Below are 23,838 nucleotides of genomic sequence, written 5' to 3'. Positions count from 1 at the left end.
TCCAACCTCACGATCGCTGCTTGGTCGGTGAGAGAGGAGCCTCTTCCTTCTCCCCTTGTGGGAGAAGGTGGCCGAGCCCACGGGTCTTGCCTCCGGCAAGCCCGAGGACAAGCTCCGCTCGGTCGGATGAGGGGTGTTCCAGCTTGGCACCGACGGCGCTCCGTCCAACACCGCTCATCCGACCGAGCTTCGCTCGGCCACCTTCTCCCACAAGGGGAGAAGGGAGAGCCCCCGCTCCTTCAACCGATTTGCATTCTTGCCGCCCGCAATCTCCGCTTGAAGCCGTTTGTGCAACGCGATACGCCGGTGCCGAATTCGACAGATCGGAGAGACATGTGAGCGCGCCAGAGACCAGAACCGAAACCGACACGTTCGGTCCCATCGAGGTCGCCGCCGACCGTTACTGGGGCGCCCAGGCGCAGCGTTCGCTGGGCAATTTCAAAATCGGCTGGGAAAGGCAGCCGGCGTCGATCGTTCGCGCGCTCGGCATCGTCAAGCGGGCGGCGGCCGAAACCAATATGGAGCTGAAGCGGCTCGACCCGGCCATCGGCAAGGCGATCATCGAAGCCTCTCGGGAAGTCATAGACGGCAAGCTGAACGATCATTTCCCCCTGGTCGTCTGGCAGACCGGCTCGGGCACGCAATCCAACATGAACGCCAACGAGGTGATCTCCAACCGGGCGATCGAGCTGCTGGGCGGCGTCATGGGGTCGAAGAAGCCAGTGCACCCCAACGACCACGTCAATATGAGCCAGTCGTCGAACGACACCTATCCGACGGCCATGCACATCGCCTGCGCCGAGCGCATCGTGCACGACCTGTTGCCGGCGCTCAGGCATTTGCACGCCGCGCTGGAGGCCAAGACCAAAGCTTTCGCCCACATCATCAAGATCGGCCGCACCCACACGCAGGACGCGACGCCCCTCACCCTTGGCCAGGAATTCTCAGGCTATGCCGCCCAGGTCGCCTCCTCGATCAAACGCATCGAGATGACGCTGCCTGGCTTGCAAGAACTGGCGCAAGGCGGCACCGCCGTCGGCACCGGTCTCAACGCGCCGGTCGGTTTTGCAGAGAAGGTGGCGGCGCGCATCGCCGCGATCACCGGCATCGGCTTCGTCACCGCGCCGAACAAGTTTGAGGCGCTGGCGGCCCATGATTCAATGGTGTTCTCGCATGGGGCCATCAACGCCTGCGCCGGCGCCCTGTTCAAGATTGCCAATGACATTCGTCTGCTCGGCTCCGGCCCGCGCTCCGGCCTCGGTGAACTGTCGCTGCCGGAAAACGAGCCGGGTTCATCGATCATGCCGGGCAAGGTCAACCCCACCCAGTGCGAGGCGTTGACGCAGGTCTGCATCCAGGTGTTCGGCAACAATGCGGCTGTGACCTTCGCCGGCAGCCAGGGCCATTTCGAGCTCAACGTCTACAATCCGCTGATGGCCTATAATTTCCTGCAGTCGGTGCAGCTGCTCGCCGACGCCGCCATCTCCTTCACCGACAATTGCGTCGTCGGCATCGAAGCACGGGAAGACAACATCAAGGCTGCCCTCGACCGTTCGCTGATGCTGGTGACGGCTTTGGCGCCGACCATCGGCTACGACAATGCCGCCAAGATCGCCAAGACCGCGCACAAGAACGGCACCACCTTGCGCGAGGAAGCGCTGGCCACCGGGCTTGTCAGCGAAGCCGACTACGACCGCTTGGTACGGCCGGAGGACATGACGCATCCAGGATGATCTTGCGCTGATCGCAAAAACGTTACTGCTGTGAACAATCTGTAACCAAGTCCGCATCTTTGGTGAACAGTCGACCTGCTCTATCTGGACGGGCATCACCAACCCCCTTCCGGAGAGAGCCCACCATGTCCACCAACACATCCGTTGCCGGTTCCGCCACTGTTTCCAACGCCTCGGCCACCATTCTGCTTGGCCGCGTCCTGCTTTCAGTCATCTTCGTGCTTTCCGGTTTCGGCAAGCTCACTGCGATCGCCGGCACCGCCGGCTACTTCGGCAGCATGGGCCTGCCGATGCCGACCGTAACCGCGATTGTCGTCGGCCTGATCGAGCTGCTCGGCGGTCTTGCCATCCTCATCGGCTTTCAGACCCGGATCACCGCCTGGGTGCTGGCAATCTTCACCGTCGCCACGGGACTGGTCGCCCACACCGGCTGGGCCGATCAGATGCAGATGATCAGCTTCATGAAGAACCTGGCGATTGCCGGCGGCTTCCTCGTGCTGGCTTCCTCGGGCGCCGGCGCCTATTCGGTCGACGCCAAGCGCGGCTGAAGCGGTCCAGGAACGATTTGCACCAAGGGGCGCGGAATTTTCCGCGTCCCTTTTTCGTTGTCGATCTACCAGACTTTCGATTCGCCGGGCCGAGTGGCCTGGCTCGAATTTCTGCTAAGATCGAGACGTCGGAGTGAAGCCAACCGGCCTGGCCGACCTCGGAGGTGACCAATGCCTGGCAATGCGCTGCTACTGCTTTCCCGACTGCTGCTCGCCGCGCTCTTCGTCCCGTCCGGCTTCCACGCGCTTACTGATATTGCCGGGACATCAGGCTATTTTTCCGGCCTCGGCCTGCCGTTGCCGACGCTCGTAGCCTGGGCAACGGGCCTGTTCGAGCTGGTCGCCGGGCTACTCATCCTCGTCGGCTTCAAGACGCCGATCGTGGCGCTGCTGCTCGCCGCCTTCTGCATCGCGGCAGGCTTCATCGGCCATTATGGCCAGGGTGGCGACGACCCGATGCTTGCCTTCATGCATTCACAGATGCTGATGAAGGACATCGCCATATCAGGTGGGTTTCTGGCGCTGGCGATGGCTGGCGCAGGCGCCTATTCGATCGACGGGCGGACACTTCGGATCGATCCTGAAACGACTTGACCGATACGAGCTATTTGACTGAGCCAGATTACTTGGCTGGCATATTGGGACCGCCCTCGACCGCCAGCACCAGCCGGCGATTGGTGACCCTTGCCAGTTGCGCCAGGCGCCCGGCCGGCCGCTCGCCGTAAAGATCGGCCAGCGACGCCGGCAGCACCAGCGCCAGCGCGCCATTGCCGCGTCTCTCCCATTTCAGCCGCGGCATGACGCCCGGCATCGCCGCCGTCAGCAGATAGACGACGCGCATCACCGCGGCCAGCATGCGGGCGCGCTCGATATAGCGCGGGGCTGCCAGTGCCTTGATTTCCGGCGCGATCGATTCGTTGAATATGCCCTCGTGACGGTAGGCGTTGGCCAGCGCCAGGAAGGCGCGGCCGGGATGGTCGACGCCGATGAAGGAGGCGTGGGCAATGATGTTGAGCGACTGCTTGCCGCGATATTCTGGATGCGCGCGCCAGCCGATGTCGGCAAGCAGACAGGCGGCCTGGCGGTAGCGCGCCTCGTCGACGGTCTCCTCGATGCCGAAGGCGGCGAATGTCTTGCCCGTCCACTCGACAAGCTCATGCGCGTGGGTGACCGAGCGCGAACGCAGCCGGGCGAGTTCCTCCGAGGCCGAGATCAGCGGATCTGCCTTCTGCTCGGCTTTGTCGAGCAGCGAATAGAGAAAGCCCTCGCGCACGCCCAGCGCCGAGACCATGATCTTGGACGGCTGCATCGCCGCCATGATCTCCTGCAGCACGATGGCGCCATAAGGCAGCAGCGAGCGGCGGTTCTTCGAGACGCCTTCGATGCCCCTTACCTTCTCGATCTCGCCCTTTGCGACCTGCTTGAGGAAGTTCGCAGCGCTGTCGATGCCGATCTCGTAATGGTGCATGACGTTCAGCGGATAGCTGGTCATTTCCATGTAGAGCCGGGCCAGGTTTCGCCAGGTGCCGCCGACTGCATAGAACGGCCTGCCCTGCCCGCCTTTCAGGAGCCTCGCCTTCGCGAGCTCGTCGCGCGCTATCTTTCCCGCCTGGGGCAGTGAGTTCTTGGCCATATCCTGCAGGCGAAGGCCGCCCAGCGGCAGCGTGATGCCGTCGCCGATTGCCTCGCCGTCGACGTCGACCAGCTCGAGGCTGCCGCCGCCGAGGTCGCCGGCGATGCCGTCGGCCGGATGGAAGCCGGAAATGACGCCGAGCGCGGAATAATGCGCTTCCTGGCGCCCGCTCAGCACCTGGACCTCGGTCTTGAGTACATCTTCGGCGCGGTGGATGAAATCGGGGCCGTTGACCGCCTCGCGGGCGGCGGCGGTCGCCAGCACATACATATGCTCGGCGCCGGCCTGCTCCGACAGCGCGCGGAAACGGCGGAATTCCTCCATCGAGCGGGTTACCGCCTCGGGATCGAGCCTTCCGGTCGAAACGATACCGCGACCGAGGCCGGCCAGCATCTTTTCGTTGAACAGCGTGGTCGGCGAGCGCGCCAGCCCCTCATAGACGACAAGACGGATCGAGTTCGACCCGATGTCGATGATGGACAGCGGTCGGCGGTCCTGAAGCCGGCCCTGGGACGTTGAAATCATCAGCCGGTCGCTGCGCCGTTTTTCTTGCGGCGCTTGAACTGCGCGATGCGCTTGGGCGCATGCGACTTCAGCGCATCGCCGCGTCCGGAAAGGCTCGGATTGGTCATGAAATATTCCTGCGCGTTGAACGGTTCCTCGCCCTCCTCCAGCACAACGCGCCGGGAGGTTCCGTCAGCCAATACGTCGAAACTTTGCTGGTTGTCCATGATGTTGCCCAGCATGATCTGGCCGAGGACTTGTTCATGCACCGTTGGGTTGGTGATCGGCACCATGGTTTCGACGCGACGGTCGAGATTGCGCGGCATCAAATCGGCCGATGAGATGTAGACGACCGCCCCGTCCGACGGTAGTCCATGGCCGTTGCCGAAACAATAGATGCGGCTGTGTTCGAGGAAGCGGCCGACGATCGACTTGACCCTTATGTTTTCCGACAGGCCCGGCACCTGGGGCCTCAGGCAGCAGATGCCGCGCACGACGAGATCGATCTCGACGCCGGCGCGGCTGGCGTCATAGAGCGCGTCGATGATGATCGGGTCGACCAGCGAATTCATCTTCATCCAGATGCGGGCCGGCCTGCCCTCCAGCGCATGCGAAATCTCCTCCGAAATGTGCTTGAGGATGCGCTTGCGCAGGGTGAACGGCGAGATGGCCAGCCGCATCTCCTCGGTCGGCTCGGCGTAGCCGGTGATGAAATTGAACAGCTGGGCGACATCGCGGGCGATCGTCGGATCGGTGGTGAAGAAGGACAGGTCGGTGTAGATGCGCGCGGTGACCGGGTGGTAGTTGCCGGTGCCGAGATGCACGTAATTGCGCAGCTTGCCGTCCTCGCGCCGCACCACCAGCGACATTTTCGCATGGGTCTTCAGTTCGAGGAAGCCGAACACGACCTGAACGCCGGCGCGCTCGAGGTCGCGCGCCCATCGGATGTTGGCTTCCTCGTCGAAACGTGCCTTGAGCTCGACCAGCGCCGTCACCGACTTGCCGGCCTCCGCCGCGTCGACCAAAGCGCGCACGATCGGGCTGTCGTTCGAGGTGCGATAGAGCGTCTGCTTGATCGCCACCACTTCCGGGTCGGCCATCGCCTGGCGCAGGAACTGCACCACCACGTCGAAGGATTCGTAGGGGTGATGAACGATGATGTCCTTCTCGCGGATGGCGGCGAAACAGTCACCGCCGTGCTCGCGGATGCGCTCGGGAAAGCGCGGATTATAGGGCGTGAACTTGAGATCGTCGCGGGCGATGGCGACGATCTCGGAAATCTGGCTGAGCGCCAGCGGACCGGTGAGCACGCTGATGCGGCTCGACGAGACGCCAAGCTCGCCGGCGACGAACTCGCGCAGTTCGGCCGGCATCAGCTTGTCGAATTCGATGCGGATGACCGAGCCGCGGCGGCGGCGCTTCAGCGCCGTCTCGAACAGGCGCACGAGATCCTCGGACTCTTCCTCGACCTCGATGTCACTGTCGCGGATGATGCGGAACGTGCCGGAGCCCTTGACTTCGTAGCCGGGGAACAGCTTGCCGATATAGAGACCGACCGCCTCTTCCAGCGGAATGAAGCGGAAATGACGCTTGCGGTCAGGCAAGCGGATGAACCGCTTCAGCGCCACCGGCAGACGCAACAGGGCGCTCATCTCTTCGCCATTCCTGCGATGGCGCAGTTGCAGGGCCATCGAGAAGCCGAGATTGGGAATGAATGGGAACGGATGCGCCGGGTCGATCGAAAGCGGTGTGAGCACCGGAAACACCTGCTCCTGGAAATGATCCTCGAGCCAGGTCTTCTCGTCCTTGGTCAGCGCATCGCGGCTGATGCTCTCGATGCCTTCCTTGTCGAGCAGCAGCATCAGCGCGGAAAGGCTTTTCTGCTGGTCCTCCTGCAGGCGCTCGACCTCGCGCAGCAACTGTTCCAGCTGTTGTACGGGGGTGCGGCCATCCGGGCTCTTCAGCGTGATGCCTTCGCGAACCTGGCCGGCGAGACCGGCGACGCGGACCATGAAGAACTCGTCGAGATTGGCGGCCGAAATCGACAGGAAGCGGACACGCTCGAGCAGCGGATGATTGGCGTTCAGCGATTCCTCGAGGACGCGGCGGTTGAATTGCAGCCAGGAAAACTCGCGGTTGACGAAGCGGTCCGGGTTGCCGCCCTCGGGGCTCGCCACCTCGACAGTGGTGAATTCGCTCTGCACCGGCTTTAGTTCGTTCATGGTTCCTGCTCGTTTCGCACCGCTGGCCACAGCGTGGCGCGTCTTTGCGGACGCGCAAAGGACGCTCCCACACTTAAGCTACGCATGATCCCCAGCGAAACCGAATTCGGTTTTCGGACCATGCCTTAACCGGCTTAGCTTATCCTGTGACAGGCTTTTACGACAGTTTGATTTCATCGATCTTGCAAAGAGACTGCTTATGATCCAGATGCAATCCAGGTACAGCGCGGCGCGTCCTTTGGACGCGCAAAGGTCGCGGTGGAATTTTGGTTTTGCGCATGATCCGGGGTCATGCGTCAAATATAGGAGACGACGATGGCAGGCGGTTCCATTCCCCATTTCCAGAACGATGCGGGCTATGCGGCGATCGACATCGGCGTCAAGGAATTCATGTGCACCGGCGCCAACCCACCTTTCGACCATCCGCATGTGTTTCTCGACATGGGCGACGACAATGAAAAGGTCTGCCCCTATTGCTCGACCCTTTATCGCTATTCGCCAAAGCTGAAGGCGACGGAAACGCAGCCTGCGGGATGCCTCTATATCGACCAGGCTGCCTGACGCGCACGCCATCCGCATGGACGACACCCGGTCCCGGCAGGTGGTTATCGCCGGAGCCGGCGTCGCTGGACTGACTGCGGCGCTGGCGTTTTCCGAGCGCGGCTATCTGGTGCGGCTGTTCGAACAGGCGCCGCGCCTCGAAGCCGCCGGCGCCGGCATCCAGCTCTCACCCAACGCGACGCGCATCCTTCGCCACCTCGGCGTGCTCGACCGGCTGTTGCCGGCGGCGATGCGGCCGGAGGCGGTCGTGCTCAAGGAGGCGGCCACGCTGCGCGAGCTGGCGCGGGTGCCGCTTGGCGAAGCAGCCGAAAGGCGCTGGCAGGCGCCCTATCTCGTCGCTCATCGGGCCGACCTGCAAGACGCGCTGATGGCGCGGATCGCCGAACAGCCGGACATCAGTCTCGCCACCGGCGCGCGCGTCAGCGGCGTCGCCACAGGACCGCGCCATAACACGGCAACAGTCGAGATTGCCGGCAAGACGGTGGAAGCCGACGGCTTTCTGCTGATCGGCGCCGACGGTGTCTGGTCGGCGATCCGCGCTTTTGGCGGGCTTGCGGCCAAAAGCCGGTTTTCGGGCGAGCTTGCGTGGCGCGCTACGATCAGTGCAGACAGCGTCGCGGGAGAAGCCGTTGCGGCGGTCGGCGCCGCCAATTGCGTGACCACCTTCCTGCATCCCGGCTTCCACCTCGTCACCTATCCGGTCAGTAACGGCACGGCTTTCAATCTGGCCGCCTTCACCAGGGGCGAGATCATCGCCGAGGGCTGGTCGGGCCACGCCGACCCCAATATCCTCGCCGGCGCCATGCGTGGCACGGCGCCAGCACTGGCCCGTCTTGCCGAGGACGCCGGCCCGTGGACCGCATGGCCGATCCATACGGTCGACCAAGCACAGCCATGGACGACGACGCCCGCCGGCATCGCCCTGATCGGCGACGCGGCGCATGCGATGACGCCGTTTGCGGCGCAGGGCGCGGCGATGGCGATCGAGGATGCCGCAACCCTTGCCGGCTTTGTCGCCGCCTCGCCTGCCGATCCAGGGAGCGCGCTTGCCGCCTGGGAAAAGGTGCGGCGCCCGCGCATCGCCAGGGTCGCCCGCCGCGGTGCCGTCAACCGCTTCGCCTGGCATGCAGCGGGGCCGGTGGCCGTCGCGCGCAACCTGTTCCTGAAGCTGCGCTCGCCGGAAAAGCTCGCGGCCGATCTCGACTGGCTCTATGGCTGGCGGCCGCCGGAAATCGTCGATCGGCGATGAAAACTCGACCGTCTGGCGGGACAGCGCCCAGGACAGCGCCCCCCTTTGTCCTGCCGGACATCTCCCCCACTTGGGGGGAGATTGGCCGTCACTGCGGCCTTCGCCAATCTGCAACGTTGCAGGAGTGAGCGGAGCGCCGAAGCTGCTGATCTCCCCCCTTGCGGGGGAGATGGCCGGCAGGCCGGAGGGGGGTGCGAAGGAATGAGGCGCTCGCATTCGACTGCAGTGCCAGCACTGAGTATTAAGGCGCTGTGGCCGAAGTCATCCGACATGAAATCGATCCGAGGAATCCTCCACCTTTAACGGATGCTCAGAAAGCCGAGATCGCTTGGTTGATCGCGCGGCCGGAGGTCGACATCGACGTCAGCGATCTTCCCAAGATAACCGAGAAATTTTGGCGTAGCGCACGTAACCGCAAGACCGACTGATCCGTTCGGGCGTGTCTGCGACCATCAATTATAAATCCGCATCGATATGTCCAGCAAGGCCGGCAGCGGATTCCACCAGCCTGTCCGCAGGCCGGCGATACGTAGAGCCGCCGCCGTCCAGGTGTTGCAGCCAACCAGCGCATTGAAATGGCCGTTGGCTTCGTAAAAGCGGTCGAACCTGGAATAGGCGGCATTCTCGATCAGGATCGGACCGTTCGGCCCTTGCTGGAAACTCGCGGCGATGAAGTCGAGCAGCGCTGCAAAACGCTGCTCGCTGATGTCGAAGCCGGCCACGTCGGCATGCGGCTCGACAATATTGCCGGCGACATCGACATGCATCACCGATGCGTCCAAAGTCAGCGCCTTCATCACCGGCACGGCCTTCAGTTCCGACCAGGTCGGCGTCTCCAGATAGAAGGCGCGGCCGCCCCAGCCGAAGACGATGTAGCGGACCTCGGCCATGCCGGCCGGAATGCCGCCATCGACCAGGAAATGGAAGCGTCTGCGCACATCGTCATCGACCGGAATGGCGATATCGGTGTGGATCGGATTTTTCAGCACCAGGATGTGCCTGGTGGCGACGGGATCGGCGGCGGCCGCCGACAAGAGCGGCCGTGGAATGACTGTGCCCAGCATCACGGCAAGCACTATTGCCACCACCAGAATGGCGAGAAAACGCCCAAGCTTTTTCACGAGGGACGGCTTTCTCATGAGGGAACGGCCTCGCAATTGGGGCGCAATCGGGGGCTGACGGCTCAGACGCAAAAAGAGCCCGGGCGGTTTCGGCCGGGCTCTTTTTTGATTTGCATGAGAGCGATCAGTGCAGGATCTGCGACAGGAACAGTTTTGTGCGCTCGTGGCGCGGATGGTCGAAGAACTCGGCCGGGGTGTTCTGCTCGACGATCTGGCCCTGATCCATGAAGATCACCCGGTTGGCGACCTTGCGGGCAAAGCCCATCTCGTGGGTGACGCAGAGCATTGTCATGCCTTCTTCGGCGAGGCCAACCATCGTCTCCAGCACCTCCTTGATCATTTCCGGATCGAGCGCCGAGGTCGGCTCGTCGAACAGCATGATGCGCGGGTTCATGCATAGCGAGCGGGCGATGGCGACGCGCTGCTGCTGGCCGCCGGAAAGCTGGCCGGGATATTTGTTGGCCTGTTCCGGGATCTTGACGCGCGTGAGGAAGTGCATGGCGATTTCCTCGGCCTGCTTCTTCGGCGTCTTGCGCACCCAGATCGGCGCCAGCGTGCAGTTTTCCAGGATGGTCAAATGAGGGAACAGGTTGAAGTGCTGGAACACCATGCCGACCTCGCGGCGCACCTCGTCGATCTTCTTGAGATCGTTGGTCAATTCCTTGCCGTCGACGATGATCTTGCCTTTCTGGTGCTCTTCCAGCCGGTTGATGCAGCGGATCATCGTTGATTTGCCGGAGCCCGAAGGGCCGCAAATGACGATCCGCTCGCCGCGCATCACCTTCAGGTTGATGTCCTTCAGCACATGGAATTCGCCGTACCATTTGTGCATGGCGATGATGTCGATGGCGACATCGGTGTCGGAGATATGCATCTTGGCGGCATTGACCTTGATCTCTTCCGCGCTGACGGCATTTTCTGTGGCCATGGAAGGTTCCCTTTTTTGTTCTTAGCGTTTGTAGCTGGTGTCGAGCCGGCGTTCCGTGAACATCGAATAGCGCGACATGCCGAAGCAGAACAGCCAGAAGACGAAGGCTGCAAACACCAGGCCGGACCTGGCGGTCTGCGGCGTCGCCCAGTTGGCGTCGGAAAAGTGCAGCTTGACGACGCCGAGCAGGTCGAACATGCCGATGATGTAGACAAGGCTGGTGTCCTTGAACATGCCGATGAAGGTGTTGACGATGCCGGGAATGACCAGCTTCAGCGCCTGCGGCAGCACGATCAGGCCCATCTTCTGCCAGTAGCCGAGGCCGAGCGAATCGGCACCCTCATACTGGCCCTTGGGGATCGCCTGCAGGCCGCCGCGCACCACTTCGGCCATATAGGCAGCGGCAAACAACGATACGCCGATCAGCGCGCGCAGCAACTTGTCGAAGGTGACGCCGGCCGGCAGGAAAAGCGGCAGCATGACGCTGGCCATGAACAGCACGGTGATCAGCGGGATGCCGCGCACCGTCTCGATGAAGATGACGCACAGCGTCTTGACGATCGGCATCTTCGAGCGCCGGCCGAGCGCCAGCACGATGCCGACCGGCAGTGAAACAGCAATGCCGACGAAGGACAGGCTGAGCGTCACCAGCAGGCCGCCCCACAGCGGAGTTTCGACATGCAGCAGGCCGAACACGCCGCCGGTCAGCAGGATGAAGGCAACGATCGGCAGTGCCAGGAAGAACAGGATGGCGTTCAACCCCTTGCGCGGCACGCGCGGGATGAGCAACGGCACCAGCAACACCACGAACAGGATGGCGACCAGGATCGGCCGCCAGCGCTCCTCGATCGGATAACGGCCGAACATGAACTGGCCGAACTTGGCGTTGACGAAGGCCCAGCAGGCGCCGGACCAGCCGTCCGGCTGGATGCCGCCCTGCGCCACCGTGGCGCAGAAGGTGCGGTCGGTTCCGGTCCATTGGGCGTTGATGAAGGCCCAATTGATAATCTGCGGCAGGATCATCGCGACCAGTACGATGCCGACGATGGTCAGGATGGTGTCGCCGGTCGACGCGATCAGGTTCTTGCGGATCCAGGCCCCCAGACCGCGCACGCCGGCGGGCGCCTGTTGCGACAGCGCCATTTCGGTCCGAACCCAGGAGGTATCGTGTTCCTGCATGTCGCTACCTCTCCACCAGCGCCATCCTGGCGTTGACCACGTTCATCACCGCCGAGGTCAGCAGGCTGAGCACGAGATAGACCACCATCATGATCAGCACGCACTCGATCGCCTGGCCGGTCTGGTTCAGCACCGTTCCGGCGGTCGCCGTCAGATCCGGATAACCGATGGCGATGGCGAGCGAAGAGTTCTTGGTCAGGTTCAGATACTGGCTGGTCAATGGCGGAATGATGATGCGCATGGCTTGCGGAACAACCACAAGCCGCAGGATCGATCCTGGACGCAGACCCAGCGCACCGGCTGCTTCGCTCTGGCCCTTGCTGACGCCCATGATGCCGGCGCGCACGATTTCGGCGATGAAGGCCGCAGTATAGCAGGACAGCGCCAGATAGAGCGACAGGAACTCCGGCTTGACCTGGAAGCCGCCAGTCAGGTTGAAGGTCGATTGCTTTGGATAGTCGAAGCTCAGCGGGAAGCCGCTCAGCGCATAGGCAAGCAACGGCAGGCCGACGATCAGCGCCGCCGACGTCCAGAACACCGGGAATTGCTGGCCGGTCGCCATCTGCCGCTGACGCGCCTTGCGGGCAACGAACCACGCCATGGCGATGCCGACAAGCAAAGCGACGAAGATCAACCAGGAGCCGTCGCCCCAGACGGCGCGCGGAAAATAGAAGCCACGCTGGTTGAGAAACGAGCCGAAAGGCAGGTTGATGCTCTCGCGCGGTATGGGAAGCACGGCAAGCACGCCGGAATACCAGAAGAAGATAACCAGCAGCGGCGGAATGTTGCGGAAGACCTCGACATAGACCATGCAGATCTTGCGGATCAGCCAGTTGTGCGAAAGCCGGCCGATGCCGAGGATGAAGCCGATGATGGTGGCGGTAATGATGCCGGCGGCGGCAACGATGAGCGTGTTGATGAAGCCGACCGCAATGGCGCGGCCATAGGTCGAATCCGACGAATAGGCGATGGCGCTGTCACTGATGTCGAAACCGGCGCGGCCCCTTAGGAAGCCGAAGCCTGATGCAATGTGCAGGCGCGTCAGATTGTCGATGGTATTTTGGACGATCCACCAGACCAACGCCACCAGCACGATGACGACCACCGCCTGGAAGAATATGCCGCGGACCTTCGGATCGTTGATAAAGGAGCCGCGGCTTGGCTCCTCGCGAAGAATTTCCTGCGATGCCATTCGACCATCCCCTGGAAAGAGAAACCGGAAGGCAGGAACGCTGCCTTCCGGATCACATTTCGATCAGCGGATCGGCGGAGCGTATTGCAGGCCGCCCTTGGTCCACAACGCGTTGATGCCGCGCGCGATCTTCAGCGGGCTGCCCGAACCGACATTGCGTTCGAACATTTCGCCGTAATTGCCAACTGCCTTGACGATGTTGACGACCCAGTCGTTGGAGACGCCGAGATCGGTGCCGATCTTGGTATCGGCCTCCTGGCCGAGCACACGCTTGATCTCAGGATTGTCCGAGGTCTTCATCTCCTCGACATTGGCCTTGGTGATGCCGAGTTCCTCGGCGCCGAGCAGCGCAAAGTAGGTCCACTTGACGATGTGGTACCATTGGTCGTCGCCCTGGCGCACGGCCGGTCCGAGCGGTTCCTTGGAGATGATCTCGGGCAGCACGACGTGGTCGGCGGGTGCGCCGAGCGTCAGGCGGATGCCGTAGAGGCCGGACTGGTCGGTGGTGTAGACGTCGCAGCGGCCGGCGTCATAGGCGGCGTTGACCTCTTCCAGCTTTTCGAAGACGACCGGGTTGTATTCCATCTTGTTCGACTTGAAATAGTCGGCAAGGTTGAGTTCGGTCGTGGTGCCGCTCTGCACGCAGACCGCCGCGCCCGAAAGCTGCAGTGCGGAATTCACGCCCGGCAGTTTCTTGGCATTGATCATGAAGCCCTGGCCGTCATAGTAGGTGACACCGACGAAATTCAGCCCAAGCGCCGTATCGCGGTTGATGGTCCAGGTGGTGTTGCGCGACAGGAGGTCGATCTCGCCTGACTGCAGTGCGGTGAAGCGTTCCTTGGCGCTGAGCGGCGTGAACTTGACCTTGGTGCCATCGCCGAAAACGGCGGCCGCGACAGCGCGGCAGAAATCCGCATCGATGCCTTGCCAGTCGCCCTTGTCGTCCGGCGCCGAGAAGCCGGCCAGACCGGTCGAGACGCCGCATTGGATGAAGCCCTTGGCCTTGACGTCGTCGAGCGTGGCCGCCGACGCGGCCGAAGCCACCAATCCAAGCGCGGCGGCGCCCAGGATGCCGATTGCAATGTGTTTCATAACCCACAGACCCTTTTCTGTTTTTTTCAGGCGAACCTGACTTTTTTCCGTGTGAACGCAGCTTCCCGTTCCGGCCCATTCCCGGAACCCCGCATCGCAACCGACGCGCTGCCTCCCATTCACGAACTGCATCGAAGGCGATTATTTCAGTGAGGTCAAGGAAAATGACCGAAACCGAAACAGTTTGAAAACCAATTGCCGCAAATGCCTGAATTGCAGACAAACGCGCCGGGAAATTAGCCATGAGTGCGAACAAAGCCGGCAAGGCCCGGTCGACGCAAGTCGGGGCTGGGCCTTTGAAAATCCGCCTTCGGAACGCCACGCATTACAGGGTTGTCAGCGAATCAATTGGCATATCCGAAGTCCGCCGGCTGGCGGATGGCGGACGGTTGCGCGGCCAATGCCGCCGCACTATGGCTAGCGCTTCATCAGAGGCGAAGCGCAATGACAAAAGACGGCAACGAAATGGGCATCAACACGCGGCTTGCCCATTCGGGCAACAATCCGCACGACTATTTCGGCTTCGTCAATCCGCCGGTCGTGCATGCCTCGACCGTGCTCTATCCCAACGCGGCGACGATGGCGGCACGCAGCCAGAAATACACCTACGGCACGCGCGGCACGCCGACCACCGACGCCCTTGCCAGCGCCATCGACGGGCTGGAAGGCTCGGCCGGCACGATTGTGGTGCCCTCGGGCCTGGCGGCGGTGACGCTGCCGCTGCTCGCCTTCCTATCGGCGGGCGACCATGTCCTGATCGTCGATTCCGTCTATCACCCGACCCGCAATTTCGCCGACACGATGCTGAAACGGCTGGGCATCGAGGTCGAGTACTACGATCCGCATGTCGGCGCCGCTATTGCCGCGCTGATCAAGTCCAACACCAGGGTCGTGTTCACCGAATCGCCGGCCTCCAACACTTTCGAGGTGCAGGACATACCAGCTATTGCCAGCGCGGCACATGCCGCAGGTGCGATCGTCATGATGGACAACACCTGGGCGACGCCGCTCTACTTCCGACCGCTCGACCATGGCGTCGACATCTCGATCCATGCGGCGACGAAATATCCGGCTGGCCATTCCGACGTGCTGCTCGGCACCGCGTCGGCCAACAACGCCTGCTGGAAACAGCTTTGCGAGACCTTCTACACAATGGGCTGCTGCGCCGGGCCGGACGATGTCTATCAGGTGCTGCGCGGCCTGCGCACCATGGGCGTACGGCTGGACCGCCATCAGCGCAGCGCACTGGCCATCGCCGTCTGGCTGGAGGGCCAGCCGGGCGTGGCGCGCGTGCTGCATCCAGCGCTTGGCAGCCACCCCGATCACGATCTCTGGAAGCGCGACTTCTGCGGCTCGAGCGGCATTTTTTCGATCGTGCTCAAGGGCGGCGACCAGAAACAGCAGCATGCCTTCCTCGACGCGCTCAGGATATTCGGCCTCGGCTATTCCTGGGGCGGCTATGAGAGCCTTGCGGTGCCGGTGTTCCTCGGCGACCGCGTCGTCGCCAAGGGTCCTTATGACGGCCCGCTCATCCGCCTGCAGATCGGGCTCGAGGATGTCGAGGATTTGAAGGCCGATCTGGCACGCGGCCTCGCCGCGGCGGCGGGAGCTTGAGCGACGGCAGGGGGTCTTCCAACAGGCGCATCCTCGGCCCGGCCGATCTGCTGGCCGCAACGGCGCGCGCAAGCTGCAGACAAGCTGCTGGTGGAAGCGGTAGCGTAGGCGGTGCTGGCCGCCGGGAAAAATGTTCGGAACCTTTTGCCGGTTAGGCCGTCCAATGTTTCGATCGGAGGATTTGCCCTCCGGTCAGGAGATTGGCTCGCGATGAGGAAACCGGTCATGTCTGCGACCGTCATGCCCGCCGCACCTGGCGAGATGCAGCTTGTCGGCCGTGCGCTGGCGCGCGAGGGCGGAGCCTTCCACACAATTATCAAAATGCACAACCAGCGACTCTATCGTATCGCCCGCAGCGTCGTCCGCAACGACAGCGAGGCTGAAGACATCGTACAGGAGGCCTATGTCAGGGCCTTTGCCCAGCTCGGGGATTTTCGCGGCGAATCCTCTCTCGCCACATGGCTGTCACGCATCGTCATCAACGAGGCGCTTGGGCGTTTGCGCAAAGGGCGGCGAACGGTAGCGATGCCGCAAAATCTACAAGCCGAAATCATCAAGTTCCCCCTCAATCCCAGCGACGATCCGGAGCGGATGATGGCGCAACGGCAGATCCTCGAGCTTGTCGAACGGGCGACCGATCGCCTTCCCGATGTCTACCGGACAGTATTCGTGGCGCGGGTGATCGAGGGTCTCAGCATAGACGAGACGTCCGAATTGCTTGATGTGCGGCCCGAAACCGTCAAGACCCGGCTGCACCGCGCCCGCGCCCTCGTCCGCAAGGCGCTGGCCGATCAGATCGGCCCGGTGCTGCTCGATGCCTTCCCCTTCGCCGGCCGCCGGTGTGACAGGCTGACCGCCGCGGTGATGCAGCGGCTTGGCTTTACAGACTGATTTTCCCCAATTCCCGGGAACGTTTGCCCCCTTCCGGCATCCAATCATCGTCAACTGAAAATGCCCGGAGCCAACCGCATCCGGCGAAGGAGAACGTCATGTTTATTCGATCGACCACCGCACTGGCAGCGCTTTTCCTGCTCAGCGCAGCGACGTTGGCGCAAGCCTCCGACAAGCCGAGCGACCCGCAGATCGCCCACATCGCCTACACAGCCGGCGTGCTTGACGTCGAGGCGGCCATGCAAGCGCTGAAGAAATCGAAGAACAAGGAGATTCTCGATTTCGCCAAAGACATGGTGCGAGACCATGAAGCCGTAAACAAACAAGCCCTTGACCTGGTCAAGAAGCTCAACGTAACGCCAGAGGACAACGCCACCAGCAAGGCGCTGACCAAGGCGGCGGACGAGGAACGGGCGAAGCTCGCCAAGCTCGACGGCGCCGCGTTCGACAAGGCCTATGTCGACAACGAGGTCGCCTACCACAAGCAGGTCAACGGCGCGCTCGAAACCCTGCTGATCCCCTCGGTCGAGAATGCCGAACTGAAGAGCCTGCTGGAGACCGGCCTGAAGCTATTCCAGGGCCATGAACAGCATGCCGAACATGTCGCCGGCATGCTGAAATGAGAACAGCACCAACGGTGTCGAAACGACATCTATGGATTGCAATGGCACTAATTATTGCTGCCGCACCAGCCAAGGCCGAAACGATCGAGGTGACGATCGAGAAACTGGTGTTTTCGCCCGCTAGCATCGAGGCGAAGGTCGGCGACACGATCGAGTGGGTCAACAAGGACGTGTTCGCCCACACGGCGACCGTCAAAGGCGGCTGGGAGGTGATGATCCCGCCGAAGACATCGGCGAGCCTGACGCTGAAGACGGCAGGTTCGGTCGACTATTTTTGCCGCTTCCATCCCAATATGAAAGGCCGTCTGACGGTGACGTCGCCCTAGCCATGCCAGCGGAGACCGCCCTGCGCGCTCGCAGGGCGGTTCGGCGACGTCAAGCCGCCTGGTAGCGAGGCGCCGGCTCGCCGGTCTGCGTCGCGGCGAACAAGGTGGCGCGGGCGGCGTCATAGGTTTCCCAAAGCGCGCGGTCGTGGACCGACGGCAGCGTGATGGCTTCACCCTGATCGAACCCTGCCAGGGCCGCATCGACCATGTCTTCCGCGGTCATCACCACTGCCGGGTCGAACGCTGAAAGCGGCATGCCGGCGAACTCGTAGAATTCGGTGGCGGTCGCGGCATGAAGAACGAGCTGCAGCCTGACGCCGGTTCCGGCAAGCTCCTCCTGCAGGCCACGGCTGAAGTTCACCACATAACCCTTGGTGCCGCTGTAGAGAGAGGTGATCGGCAGCGAGTGCAGCGCCATGACCGAGGCCATGTTGATTATCGCCCCGGCGTTGCGCGACAGGAATGCCGGCAGCGCCGCTCGGGTCAGGCGCGTCAGCGCCGTGATGTTGAGCGCAATTGTCGACGCGGCATTCTCGTCGGACGTGTTTATCGTCGATCCGAGCGTGCCGTTGCCGGCGTTGTTTACAAGCAAGGTGATGGCGGGGTTAGTGGCGAGCACCTTCTCGACACGCGCCAAGCCCTCCTCCTTGGTCAGGTCGGCGCCGATCACCTCGACCTTGGCGCCATAGGCCCGCGACAGCTTTGCCGAGAGGGTTTTCAGGCGTTCGGCGCGGCGCGCCACGAGCACAAGATCATAACCACGGGCAGCGAGGCGGTCGGCATAGACAGCGCCGATGCCGGCGGAGGCGCCGGTGACGACGGCGACCGGCTTGGAAGCGGAGTTCGACATGGGTTATCTCCTGAATGTTGAGCGCTCAAATGTTGAGCGCTCAACTAACTACCAGATCTGTGCCCCTTTGCAATGCTTCAGCCCTCAACTATTTTGTAAGGATGAAAAAAACAGTCGAATCGTTTGCGACGCTCGAAGATCGGGACGAGCCAGATGCAGAAGCGCCCGGCATGCCGAGCGATTTCGTTTGCATCAATTCGTCGCTGCGCCGTGCGGCGCGCCGGCTTGGCCAGTTGTATGACGCGGCGTTGGTCCCAACCGGGCTGACGTCAACGCAAACCCTTCTGCTCGGCCAGATCGACGGGCTCGCGACCGCTTACGGCGAGGATGGGCCGACGCTGCAGGTCCTCGCCGGCCGCCTGGCGATCCAGATCTCAGCGCTGACGCACGCTCTGCGGCCGCTTGTGCGAGACGGTCTGGTCGAGGTCCGCCACGATACCCACGATCGGCGAACGAAACATGCTGTACTGACGCCGCTCGGAAAAGCGCGATACCAGCAGGCATATGTCGTGTGGGTCGAGGCCAACCGGCGCGTCGAGGCGATTTTGGGGGCGGCCGCGGCCGAAAAGCTGAGGAGCCTCGCCGACGATGTCGCCTCGCAGGACTTTCTCGACTCCTATGTTTCGGGCGCGAAGCCGGCGAGCAGCACCGAATCGTCGGAGTGCTAAAGCGCCGCACGCCCTTTGGGACGCGCTATGGACGGTCTGGTTTTGCGCGACCGGCAACCGCTCGGATGCAGGCGGACGACAATCTGTGCTAAAGTAACCCTATGAAAGCATGGCTGGAAGCGGCAAAGAGCCGGGCGCGCGACATCAAGCTTGATGTCGTCGCCCTGTGGTTCGCCGCACGCGATCCTCGGGTGCCCTGGTTTGCAAAGTTTGTTGCAGGGATGGTGGCCGCCTATGCGCTTTCCCCAATCGACCTGATCCCGGATTTCATTCCGGTGCTCGGCTATCTCGACGACCTGATCATCGTCCCGCTCGGCGTAATCCTCGCCATAAGGCTTGTTCCGCCGCCGCTGATGGACGAGTTTCGAGCGCGGGCTGCCGCGCTCGAAAAACACCCGCAAAGCAGGACGGGGATGTTTCTTGTCGTGGCGCTCTGGCTGGCTTTGGCAGCTTTGCTGATTTGGGCGTTCTGGCCCACCCACGCCAAATAGTCTGATCAGGCTTGCGCTTGAACCGCCTAGGCTGCTGCGCCGGCGGCCTAAAACCCGAGCGCCAGCCATGCCGTCCCGGCAAGCAGCGTGACCAGCGTCAGCGGCAAGCCGACCTTGAAGAAGGCGGCGAACGACAGTGGTGTGCCGGAGACCCGCGCGTACTCGGCGACGATCAGATTGGCGACTGAACCGAGCAGCGTGAAATTGCCGGCCAGCGTCGAGCTCATTGCGACGACCAGCCAGGCGCGCTCGGGGTCTTCCAGGCCTGGTATGAACGGCCGCAGCGCCAGCACGGCCGGAACGTTGCTCATGATGTTGGACAGCACTGCGGTGAAGCCGGACAGCCGCCAGACGTCGTCCAGCCCGAGGTTTTTTGCCGAGGCGACGATGTCGGGGCTGAGCAGCGTCTTCTCGGCGCCGGCGACGACGATGAACAGGCCGGCGAACATGAACAGCAGCGGCCCGTCGATCTCGCGGTAGATGCGCGCCGGCTTGATTGCGCGGGTCACGAGAAGAATGGCGCCGCCTATGAGCGCCGCCTTGGCAACCGGGACGCCGGCAAAGAAGGCTATCGCCAGTCCGATGCAGACGACCACGGCCTTGACCACCTGTCCCGGCAGCATGCGGCCGCGATAGACCTCGGGGCTGAGCTCGGCCTTGCGCGCGAATTCGGCGCGATAGACGATCCGTACTATGACGATGACGGCGATGAGGCCGAATAGCGCGACCGGCGCCAGGGCTGCCGAGAAGGCCGGATAGGATATCCCCGACAGCGCGCCGATGACCATATTCTGCGGGTTGCCGGTGATGGTGGCGACGCTGCCGCAATTCGACGCCGTGGCGGTAGCGATCAGATAGGGAAGCGGGTTGCGGTTGATGACGCGGGTGACGTGGACGACGATCGGCGCCATGACCAGGCAGATCGCGTCATTGACCAGGAACGCTGACAGAACGCCGGTCAGCAGCGTCACCATCACCAGCAGCATGAACGGCGCGTGCGCGTGCTCGATGGCGACGGCGCCGAGCGCGCGAAAAGCGCCCGACACTTTCAGATGCGCCACAAGGATCATCATGCCGAGCAGCAGCGTGATGGTATCGAAATTGATGGCACGGTAGGAATCCTCCGGGCTGAGCGCGCCGATGGCGATCATCGCCGCACCGCCGAGCAGCGCAATGCCTGCCCGGTCGAGGCGCAAGCCGGGGAACCTGCCGACGGCGACGCCGGCATAGGTCAGGATCAGGATCAGCAGTGCCGCCGCGCCCATCAATGTCATTCGTGGAAAAGCCCCGTTCAGATCCGCCCTGCCCCGCCATTGGCGAATCGCCAATGCCCCTCCTCACTGCGACATGAATGAACGCAAGCACAAGAGATGCCCGCGACGTCGGCGAATCCTGTCTACCGAGGCGCCCGGGCGATTGGTGATACCATCGCGCGGCTGGAATCAGTGAAGGCCGAGCCGACATACTTGCGCGTGCCGATCTCGCCCATCAGAGCGAATGCCGGCGCCTCGCACTCGACCCCAGCAATTCGAGCTCACATCCGATGAAGGGGTCTGCACATCTGTCGCATCTACCGCGCTCCCGGCGGCGGCATGGCCAAGTGCGCGTGCTTCTGGAAGATCGCAATCTTGTCGCGATAGGTAATCCGGATCTCGCGTCCGCATCCCTCACACCTGTAGTGGGAAACGACCTGAAACCAGCTGCCGTTCTTGATAACGGCGAAGTCGCATTGCGGGCATTGGAAAGTCAGGCCAACAGAGAATAGGCTGGGAGAGAGGGACATTGCAGCGCCTCGCATTCTGGAGAGCTTGTAGGCGGTTTGGCTAGTCCAGCGTCTCGACGACGAAGGATGCGGCAATCAAATCGTCGGCATCGATTCTGCCCTTGCCGCCCTCCATGACGGCCGCGACCTTTCGAAAGGTCTTCAGTTCACTCTCGGTAATCCGGGCGCCGCGCATCCTCTCATTGAGGTCGGCCACGCGCATTCGCAGCGCCTGGGACGCTCCAATCTCACGGTTCGACATGATGATCATACTCCTCCCTGCGCTGAACGGCATCGTCTTCGCGCCAGGCTCTTCAAACCTCAGGCAGCTGCAAACGTTCCTTGGCTGGGCTTCGGTCTGATCCGAGACGGGACCTAAGTCTCACCTGGTTTCGCGTAATAGTCCGGACATCGCGCCACCCGGAACGGCGGCTGCTCGTAGTAGTTGCTCGCTTTGAGTTCATGGGAGAGCCCATGGAAAATAGCGTTCACCGAGCCCGCTGGTTGCTCGCTCCGGAGGCCGTCTCCACCGCGTTCCTGGCGATTGGAATGGTCGTTAGCTAGGGATAATCGGACTTTGACGAATTGGACCGAAGAACGAAACTGAGATCTGGGCAGCTAAGTCCCTTCCTGCGCTGATAAAGGACCACCCGCCATTCCTCGATTTGGCGGGTGGTCCGTGCGAGCGCGACCGAGGCGTCCTCGTCGCTGGAGCCCAGCATCGAGGCGTGGCGCAGTTCTTCCTCGTCACGGAGATGCCTGATGTGGAGCCTCATGCCGGGGGCGCAGCGCGGTTCGTCGCCTCTTTATGCGTTCGGTGTAGCCGGTCGCGCGGTTTTGAGTTTCTGACAGCGGATTTTAGAGCACTCACCCGTCTCTCGAGCTTTCTCGAAGCGTTCTCGCAGCCGTGGATGCCCTAGCCATGGAATCCGCCAAAGCTACAAGCACGGATTCGTCCGCAGGTTTCGCGACAAAAGTACCGGCCTTGAAAGCCTCACCGCGGCCCTCGATGTCCGTGGCACTGTAAATTACAAAAGGGATATTACGGGCCACGAGTTCTTCAGCAACCGAAGAGCTGATGCAGTCCTGCAAGAGCACGTCCAGGATGACGACGTCCGGCTCAACAAGGGCCAAAATTAGTCGTGCACGACTGCAACTTGGCTCTGAGGCCACCGTAAAGCCAGCCTCTCTGAGTGACGCCTCGATATCGATAACGATCATCGGCTCGTCCTCAAAGATGAGCGCCAGAGGCTTTCTCATGTCCTCCTCCTTTGATGGGCAGGAGCACGGTGTGCGCTGACATCCCGACAACGGCGCCCGGATAATTCATAATCCTGTCAGGATCAGAGTCCATACTCAATTTTTAACGAGCGAAAACAGTCACGTCGCACCTGGTCTTCCCAAAGCTTTGGGAAGCAAGGCGTGCCGAAGATCGTCCTCGCCGCGCAAGTGCTTCACGCAGGCTTTCATGCCCGGTTTCACCCACTGCGTTGCCGGCCGCTTCTTCATGTCCTTGGGTGCCTCGCCGGCATGCTCCTGGACGCGCTTCCAAAGCCGCTCGCGCATCTCGCGATTGACGCTGACGAAGGCACTGCCGACATATTTCCGGGTGCCCGGTTCGCCCACGAGCGCAAATGCGGGCTTGCCTCTCCGCGCTCGACAGCAAGCAGTTCGAACTCGCTTTCCATCAGAGCCTTGACGCAACCGCCTCATCTAATAGCCCGGACCCTGCCACGCCCAGGAGCAGCAGCACAGAAAGCGCCAAGACAGCCAGTAGCATGATGGGTGTTGAGTCTGGAAAGATGACGGTGATCGCGCGAGTCGACTGAGCTTCCAAAGCTTCACCTCCGCCCTCGATCAACGCTTCTTTCCGCTGGCTTCTCCTGATCCCACGGGACGGGAGCCCAACGTTCTTCATGTTCCAAATTCTGGCCGAGATGTCTCCGGCAATTACCGGATCATCGGACAGATGGCCTGCAATCCATTCAGGGAGGTATTCCTCACCGCGCTCGCCCATGGCACCCAGTAACCTGTCACATCTGCTCAACTTTTAGAATTAATCATATCAATCTACTACCATCGGTTGCGACAGGCAAGCCTTAAAGCGCGTCGCGTTTGACCGGCCTCGTGCGACGCTTTAGGTTGCTGTTTTATGCATGTCGTTATCGCAAAACCGCTGTACACTTTTGCGCGACATGCATCAGCATTTTCCGGAACGGAAAAAATCAGTCAACGCCTACGGCTGGGCAGCGCCGGCAGCTCGCAAATGAGCGCGGACGGCGGCGGCATCTCTGGCTTCCATTCGGGTTTGGGCAGATCGCTAAGTAAGGCGATCATTCGCGCCCTCTGATGCGCAAGGGTGGCACGTAGCGCCCGCGCCAGCCCGATCTCGCTCAATGTGTTGGCAAGGTCGTACGCCGGGCGGGGGAATTTCATCGCCCATGTAGCACGGTTTGTTGGCTATCTCCCAACCGGGCCTGTCAACCAGATAACCACCGCTCGAAAAGCCCGCGCCTCCGGGAGAGGAGAAGATGCTGCGGAAGCCGAACGCCCTCCCCGAGCCGGTGTTCCATACGGAAGTCAAAAAGCCCGCCGCACCTTTCGGCACGGCGGGCGATCAGTCGTTCACCAGGCACAGGGTGGGCGGGGGT

At 62.3% G+C, this 23,838-nt stretch carries 25 protein-coding genes; 12 read left to right on the top strand and 13 right to left on the bottom strand.

All coding sequences use genetic code 11. From position 1 onward, the window contains the following. Nucleotides 1-335: 335 nt before the first annotated feature. From fumC to AC0L14_RS33250, 3 genes are all read left to right on the top strand, one after another. A complete protein-coding gene (gene fumC / locus AC0L14_RS33260) occupies nucleotides 336-1,733 on the top strand; it encodes a class II fumarate hydratase (RefSeq protein WP_473752061.1) in 1,398 nt (465 codons plus the stop codon). Between the two features lie 125 nt (nucleotides 1,734-1,858). Further along, nucleotides 1,859-2,281: a DoxX family protein gene (locus tag AC0L14_RS33255; protein WP_473752060.1), complete on the top strand. Its 423-nt coding sequence runs from the start codon at nucleotides 1,859-1,861 to the stop codon at nucleotides 2,279-2,281. A gap of 171 nt (nucleotides 2,282-2,452) precedes the next feature. Continuing rightward, complete coding sequence (locus AC0L14_RS33250) at nucleotides 2,453-2,875, top strand: DoxX family protein (RefSeq protein WP_473752058.1); 423 nt, start codon at nucleotides 2,453-2,455, stop codon at nucleotides 2,873-2,875. Nucleotides 2,876-2,903: 28 nt separating this feature from the next. On the opposite strand, the gene ppx is transcribed toward AC0L14_RS33250, so the two are convergent. Next, the gene (gene ppx, locus AC0L14_RS33245; RefSeq protein WP_473752057.1) at nucleotides 2,904-4,439 is read right to left on the bottom strand and encodes an exopolyphosphatase; all 1,536 of its coding nucleotides are present in this window, start codon (nucleotides 4,437-4,439) and stop codon (nucleotides 2,904-2,906) included. Continuing rightward, entirely contained in the window at nucleotides 4,439-6,640 is a 2,202-nt protein-coding gene (locus AC0L14_RS33240) for an RNA degradosome polyphosphate kinase (RefSeq protein WP_473752056.1), read from the bottom strand. The genes ppx and AC0L14_RS33240 overlap by 1 nt, the downstream gene beginning before the upstream one ends. A 315-nt stretch (nucleotides 6,641-6,955) precedes the next feature. On the opposite strand from AC0L14_RS33240, the gene AC0L14_RS33235 reads away from it, so the two are divergent. The 3 genes from AC0L14_RS33235 (at nucleotide 6,956) to AC0L14_RS33225 (ending at nucleotide 8,878) form a co-directional block, all read left to right on the top strand. Next, nucleotides 6,956-7,201 (top strand): zinc-finger domain-containing protein, encoded by a 246-nt coding sequence (locus tag AC0L14_RS33235; RefSeq protein ID WP_029354249.1) that lies wholly within the window; start codon nucleotides 6,956-6,958, stop codon nucleotides 7,199-7,201. Between the two features lie 16 nt (nucleotides 7,202-7,217). Then, nucleotides 7,218-8,450, top strand: coding sequence for an FAD-dependent monooxygenase (locus AC0L14_RS33230; protein WP_473489771.1), 1,233 nt, complete (start codon nucleotides 7,218-7,220; stop codon nucleotides 8,448-8,450). Nucleotides 8,451-8,701: 251 nt separating this feature from the next. Next, the gene (locus tag AC0L14_RS33225) at nucleotides 8,702-8,878 is read left to right on the top strand and encodes a hypothetical protein (protein ID WP_473486768.1); all 177 of its coding nucleotides are present in this window, start codon (nucleotides 8,702-8,704) and stop codon (nucleotides 8,876-8,878) included. A gap of 24 nt (nucleotides 8,879-8,902) precedes the next feature. On the opposite strand, the gene AC0L14_RS33220 is transcribed toward AC0L14_RS33225, so the two are convergent. From AC0L14_RS33220 to AC0L14_RS33200, 5 genes are all read right to left on the bottom strand, one after another. Continuing rightward, nucleotides 8,903-9,589 carry a TIGR02117 family protein gene (locus AC0L14_RS33220; protein WP_473752055.1) on the bottom strand — a complete coding sequence of 229 codons (687 nt, stop codon included), beginning with the start codon at nucleotides 9,587-9,589 and terminating at the stop codon, nucleotides 8,903-8,905. Between the two features lie 106 nt (nucleotides 9,590-9,695). After that, complete coding sequence (locus AC0L14_RS33215) at nucleotides 9,696-10,445, bottom strand: amino acid ABC transporter ATP-binding protein (protein WP_174654397.1); 750 nt, start codon at nucleotides 10,443-10,445, stop codon at nucleotides 9,696-9,698. 75 nt (nucleotides 10,446-10,520) lie between these two features. Next, nucleotides 10,521-11,678, bottom strand: a complete 1,158-nt coding sequence (locus tag AC0L14_RS33210) for an amino acid ABC transporter permease (protein WP_473486766.1) — start codon at nucleotides 11,676-11,678, stop codon at nucleotides 10,521-10,523. 4 nt (nucleotides 11,679-11,682) lie between these two features. Further along, nucleotides 11,683-12,870, bottom strand: coding sequence for an amino acid ABC transporter permease (locus tag AC0L14_RS33205; protein WP_473486765.1), 1,188 nt, complete (start codon nucleotides 12,868-12,870; stop codon nucleotides 11,683-11,685). A gap of 63 nt (nucleotides 12,871-12,933) precedes the next feature. Then, entirely contained in the window at nucleotides 12,934-13,962 is a 1,029-nt protein-coding gene (locus AC0L14_RS33200; protein ID WP_352951723.1) for an amino acid ABC transporter substrate-binding protein, read from the bottom strand. A gap of 444 nt (nucleotides 13,963-14,406) precedes the next feature. Here AC0L14_RS33200 and AC0L14_RS33195 point away from each other — a divergent pair, with 444 nt between their 5' ends. The 4 genes from AC0L14_RS33195 to AC0L14_RS33180 all read left to right on the top strand — a co-directional run bounded on the left by AC0L14_RS33195 (nucleotide 14,407) and on the right by AC0L14_RS33180 (nucleotide 17,416). Beyond that, nucleotides 14,407-15,576 (top strand): cystathionine beta-lyase, encoded by a 1,170-nt coding sequence (locus tag AC0L14_RS33195; RefSeq protein ID WP_473486764.1) that lies wholly within the window; start codon nucleotides 14,407-14,409, stop codon nucleotides 15,574-15,576. A 225-nt stretch (nucleotides 15,577-15,801) separates the two neighbouring features. After that, entirely contained in the window at nucleotides 15,802-16,467 is a 666-nt protein-coding gene (locus tag AC0L14_RS33190) for an RNA polymerase sigma factor (RefSeq protein WP_473486763.1), read from the top strand. A gap of 98 nt (nucleotides 16,468-16,565) precedes the next feature. Further along, on the top strand, nucleotides 16,566-17,090 hold the full coding sequence (locus AC0L14_RS33185) for a DUF4142 domain-containing protein (RefSeq protein WP_473486762.1): 525 nt from the start codon (nucleotides 16,566-16,568) through the stop codon (nucleotides 17,088-17,090). Nucleotides 17,091-17,131: 41 nt separating this feature from the next. Beyond that, nucleotides 17,132-17,416 carry a cupredoxin domain-containing protein gene (locus AC0L14_RS33180; protein WP_473486761.1) on the top strand — a complete coding sequence of 95 codons (285 nt, stop codon included), beginning with the start codon at nucleotides 17,132-17,134 and terminating at the stop codon, nucleotides 17,414-17,416. Nucleotides 17,417-17,465: 49 nt separating this feature from the next. Here AC0L14_RS33180 and AC0L14_RS33175 read toward each other — a convergent pair whose 3' ends face one another. After that, nucleotides 17,466-18,266 (bottom strand): SDR family NAD(P)-dependent oxidoreductase, encoded by an 801-nt coding sequence (locus tag AC0L14_RS33175; RefSeq protein ID WP_473752054.1) that lies wholly within the window; start codon nucleotides 18,264-18,266, stop codon nucleotides 17,466-17,468. Nucleotides 18,267-18,436: 170 nt separating this feature from the next. Here AC0L14_RS33175 and AC0L14_RS33170 point away from each other — a divergent pair, with 170 nt between their 5' ends. After that, nucleotides 18,437-18,934, top strand: a complete 498-nt coding sequence (locus tag AC0L14_RS33170) for a MarR family winged helix-turn-helix transcriptional regulator (RefSeq protein ID WP_473752052.1) — start codon at nucleotides 18,437-18,439, stop codon at nucleotides 18,932-18,934. A 101-nt stretch (nucleotides 18,935-19,035) separates the two neighbouring features. After that, nucleotides 19,036-19,425 (top strand): YkvA family protein, encoded by a 390-nt coding sequence (locus AC0L14_RS33165; protein WP_473486758.1) that lies wholly within the window; start codon nucleotides 19,036-19,038, stop codon nucleotides 19,423-19,425. A gap of 47 nt (nucleotides 19,426-19,472) precedes the next feature. Here AC0L14_RS33165 and AC0L14_RS33160 read toward each other — a convergent pair whose 3' ends face one another. The 5 genes from AC0L14_RS33160 to AC0L14_RS33140 form a co-directional block, all read right to left on the bottom strand. Next, nucleotides 19,473-20,699: an anion transporter gene (locus AC0L14_RS33160; RefSeq protein WP_473752051.1), complete on the bottom strand. Its 1,227-nt coding sequence runs from the start codon at nucleotides 20,697-20,699 to the stop codon at nucleotides 19,473-19,475. A gap of 549 nt (nucleotides 20,700-21,248) precedes the next feature. Beyond that, nucleotides 21,249-21,449: a hypothetical protein gene (locus AC0L14_RS33155; protein WP_123150929.1), complete on the bottom strand. Its 201-nt coding sequence runs from the start codon at nucleotides 21,447-21,449 to the stop codon at nucleotides 21,249-21,251. Between the two features lie 605 nt (nucleotides 21,450-22,054). Then, nucleotides 22,055-22,447, bottom strand: coding sequence for a response regulator (locus AC0L14_RS33150; protein ID WP_473752050.1), 393 nt, complete (start codon nucleotides 22,445-22,447; stop codon nucleotides 22,055-22,057). Between the two features lie 120 nt (nucleotides 22,448-22,567). Then, nucleotides 22,568-22,813 carry a hypothetical protein gene (locus tag AC0L14_RS33145; protein WP_473529820.1) on the bottom strand — a complete coding sequence of 82 codons (246 nt, stop codon included), beginning with the start codon at nucleotides 22,811-22,813 and terminating at the stop codon, nucleotides 22,568-22,570. Between the two features lie 61 nt (nucleotides 22,814-22,874). Then, on the bottom strand, nucleotides 22,875-23,204 hold the full coding sequence (locus tag AC0L14_RS33140; protein ID WP_473486755.1) for a hypothetical protein: 330 nt from the start codon (nucleotides 23,202-23,204) through the stop codon (nucleotides 22,875-22,877). Between the last annotated feature and the right edge of the window lie 634 nt (nucleotides 23,205-23,838).

It is taken from the genome of Mesorhizobium sp. WSM4841, assembly GCF_055811515.1.
The sequence above is the reverse complement of the archived record's forward strand: the minus strand, read 5'-3'. Positions and strand labels throughout refer to the sequence as shown.

Coding starts and splice junctions, on each gene's coding strand:
- AC0L14_RS33205 (WP_473486765.1), bottom strand. CDS start 12,870: ATGGCATCGCAGGAAATTCTTCGCGAGGAGCCAAGCCGCGGCTCCTTT.
- AC0L14_RS33210 (WP_473486766.1), bottom strand. CDS start 11,678: ATGCAGGAACACGATACCTCCTGGGTTCGGACCGAAATGGCGCTGTCG.
- AC0L14_RS33240 (WP_473752056.1), bottom strand. CDS start 6,640: ATGAACGAACTAAAGCCGGTGCAGAGCGAATTCACCACTGTCGAGGTG.
- AC0L14_RS33150 (WP_473752050.1), bottom strand. CDS start 22,447: ATGAGAAAGCCTCTGGCGCTCATCTTTGAGGACGAGCCGATGATCGTT.
- AC0L14_RS33185 (WP_473486762.1), top strand. CDS start 16,566: ATGTTTATTCGATCGACCACCGCACTGGCAGCGCTTTTCCTGCTCAGC.
- ppx (WP_473752057.1), bottom strand. CDS start 4,439: ATGATTTCAACGTCCCAGGGCCGGCTTCAGGACCGCCGACCGCTGTCC.
- AC0L14_RS33220 (WP_473752055.1), bottom strand. CDS start 9,589: ATGAGAAAGCCGTCCCTCGTGAAAAAGCTTGGGCGTTTTCTCGCCATT.
- AC0L14_RS33175 (WP_473752054.1), bottom strand. CDS start 18,266: ATGTCGAACTCCGCTTCCAAGCCGGTCGCCGTCGTCACCGGCGCCTCC.
- AC0L14_RS33200 (WP_352951723.1), bottom strand. CDS start 13,962: ATGAAACACATTGCAATCGGCATCCTGGGCGCCGCCGCGCTTGGATTG.
- AC0L14_RS33195 (WP_473486764.1), top strand. CDS start 14,407: ATGACAAAAGACGGCAACGAAATGGGCATCAACACGCGGCTTGCCCAT.
- AC0L14_RS33235 (WP_029354249.1), top strand. CDS start 6,956: ATGGCAGGCGGTTCCATTCCCCATTTCCAGAACGATGCGGGCTATGCG.
- AC0L14_RS33160 (WP_473752051.1), bottom strand. CDS start 20,699: ATGACATTGATGGGCGCGGCGGCACTGCTGATCCTGATCCTGACCTAT.
- AC0L14_RS33180 (WP_473486761.1), top strand. CDS start 17,132: ATGGCACTAATTATTGCTGCCGCACCAGCCAAGGCCGAAACGATCGAG.
- AC0L14_RS33170 (WP_473752052.1), top strand. CDS start 18,437: ATGCCGAGCGATTTCGTTTGCATCAATTCGTCGCTGCGCCGTGCGGCG.
- AC0L14_RS33165 (WP_473486758.1), top strand. CDS start 19,036: ATGAAAGCATGGCTGGAAGCGGCAAAGAGCCGGGCGCGCGACATCAAG.
- AC0L14_RS33255 (WP_473752060.1), top strand. CDS start 1,859: ATGTCCACCAACACATCCGTTGCCGGTTCCGCCACTGTTTCCAACGCC.
- AC0L14_RS33190 (WP_473486763.1), top strand. CDS start 15,802: ATGTCTGCGACCGTCATGCCCGCCGCACCTGGCGAGATGCAGCTTGTC.
- AC0L14_RS33250 (WP_473752058.1), top strand. CDS start 2,453: ATGCCTGGCAATGCGCTGCTACTGCTTTCCCGACTGCTGCTCGCCGCG.
- AC0L14_RS33230 (WP_473489771.1), top strand. CDS start 7,218: ATGGACGACACCCGGTCCCGGCAGGTGGTTATCGCCGGAGCCGGCGTC.
- AC0L14_RS33215 (WP_174654397.1), bottom strand. CDS start 10,445: ATGCATATCTCCGACACCGATGTCGCCATCGACATCATCGCCATGCAC.
- AC0L14_RS33155 (WP_123150929.1), bottom strand. CDS start 21,449: ATGTCGAACCGTGAGATTGGAGCGTCCCAGGCGCTGCGAATGCGCGTG.
- AC0L14_RS33140 (WP_473486755.1), bottom strand. CDS start 23,204: ATGGGCGAGCGCGGTGAGGAATACCTCCCTGAATGGATTGCAGGCCAT.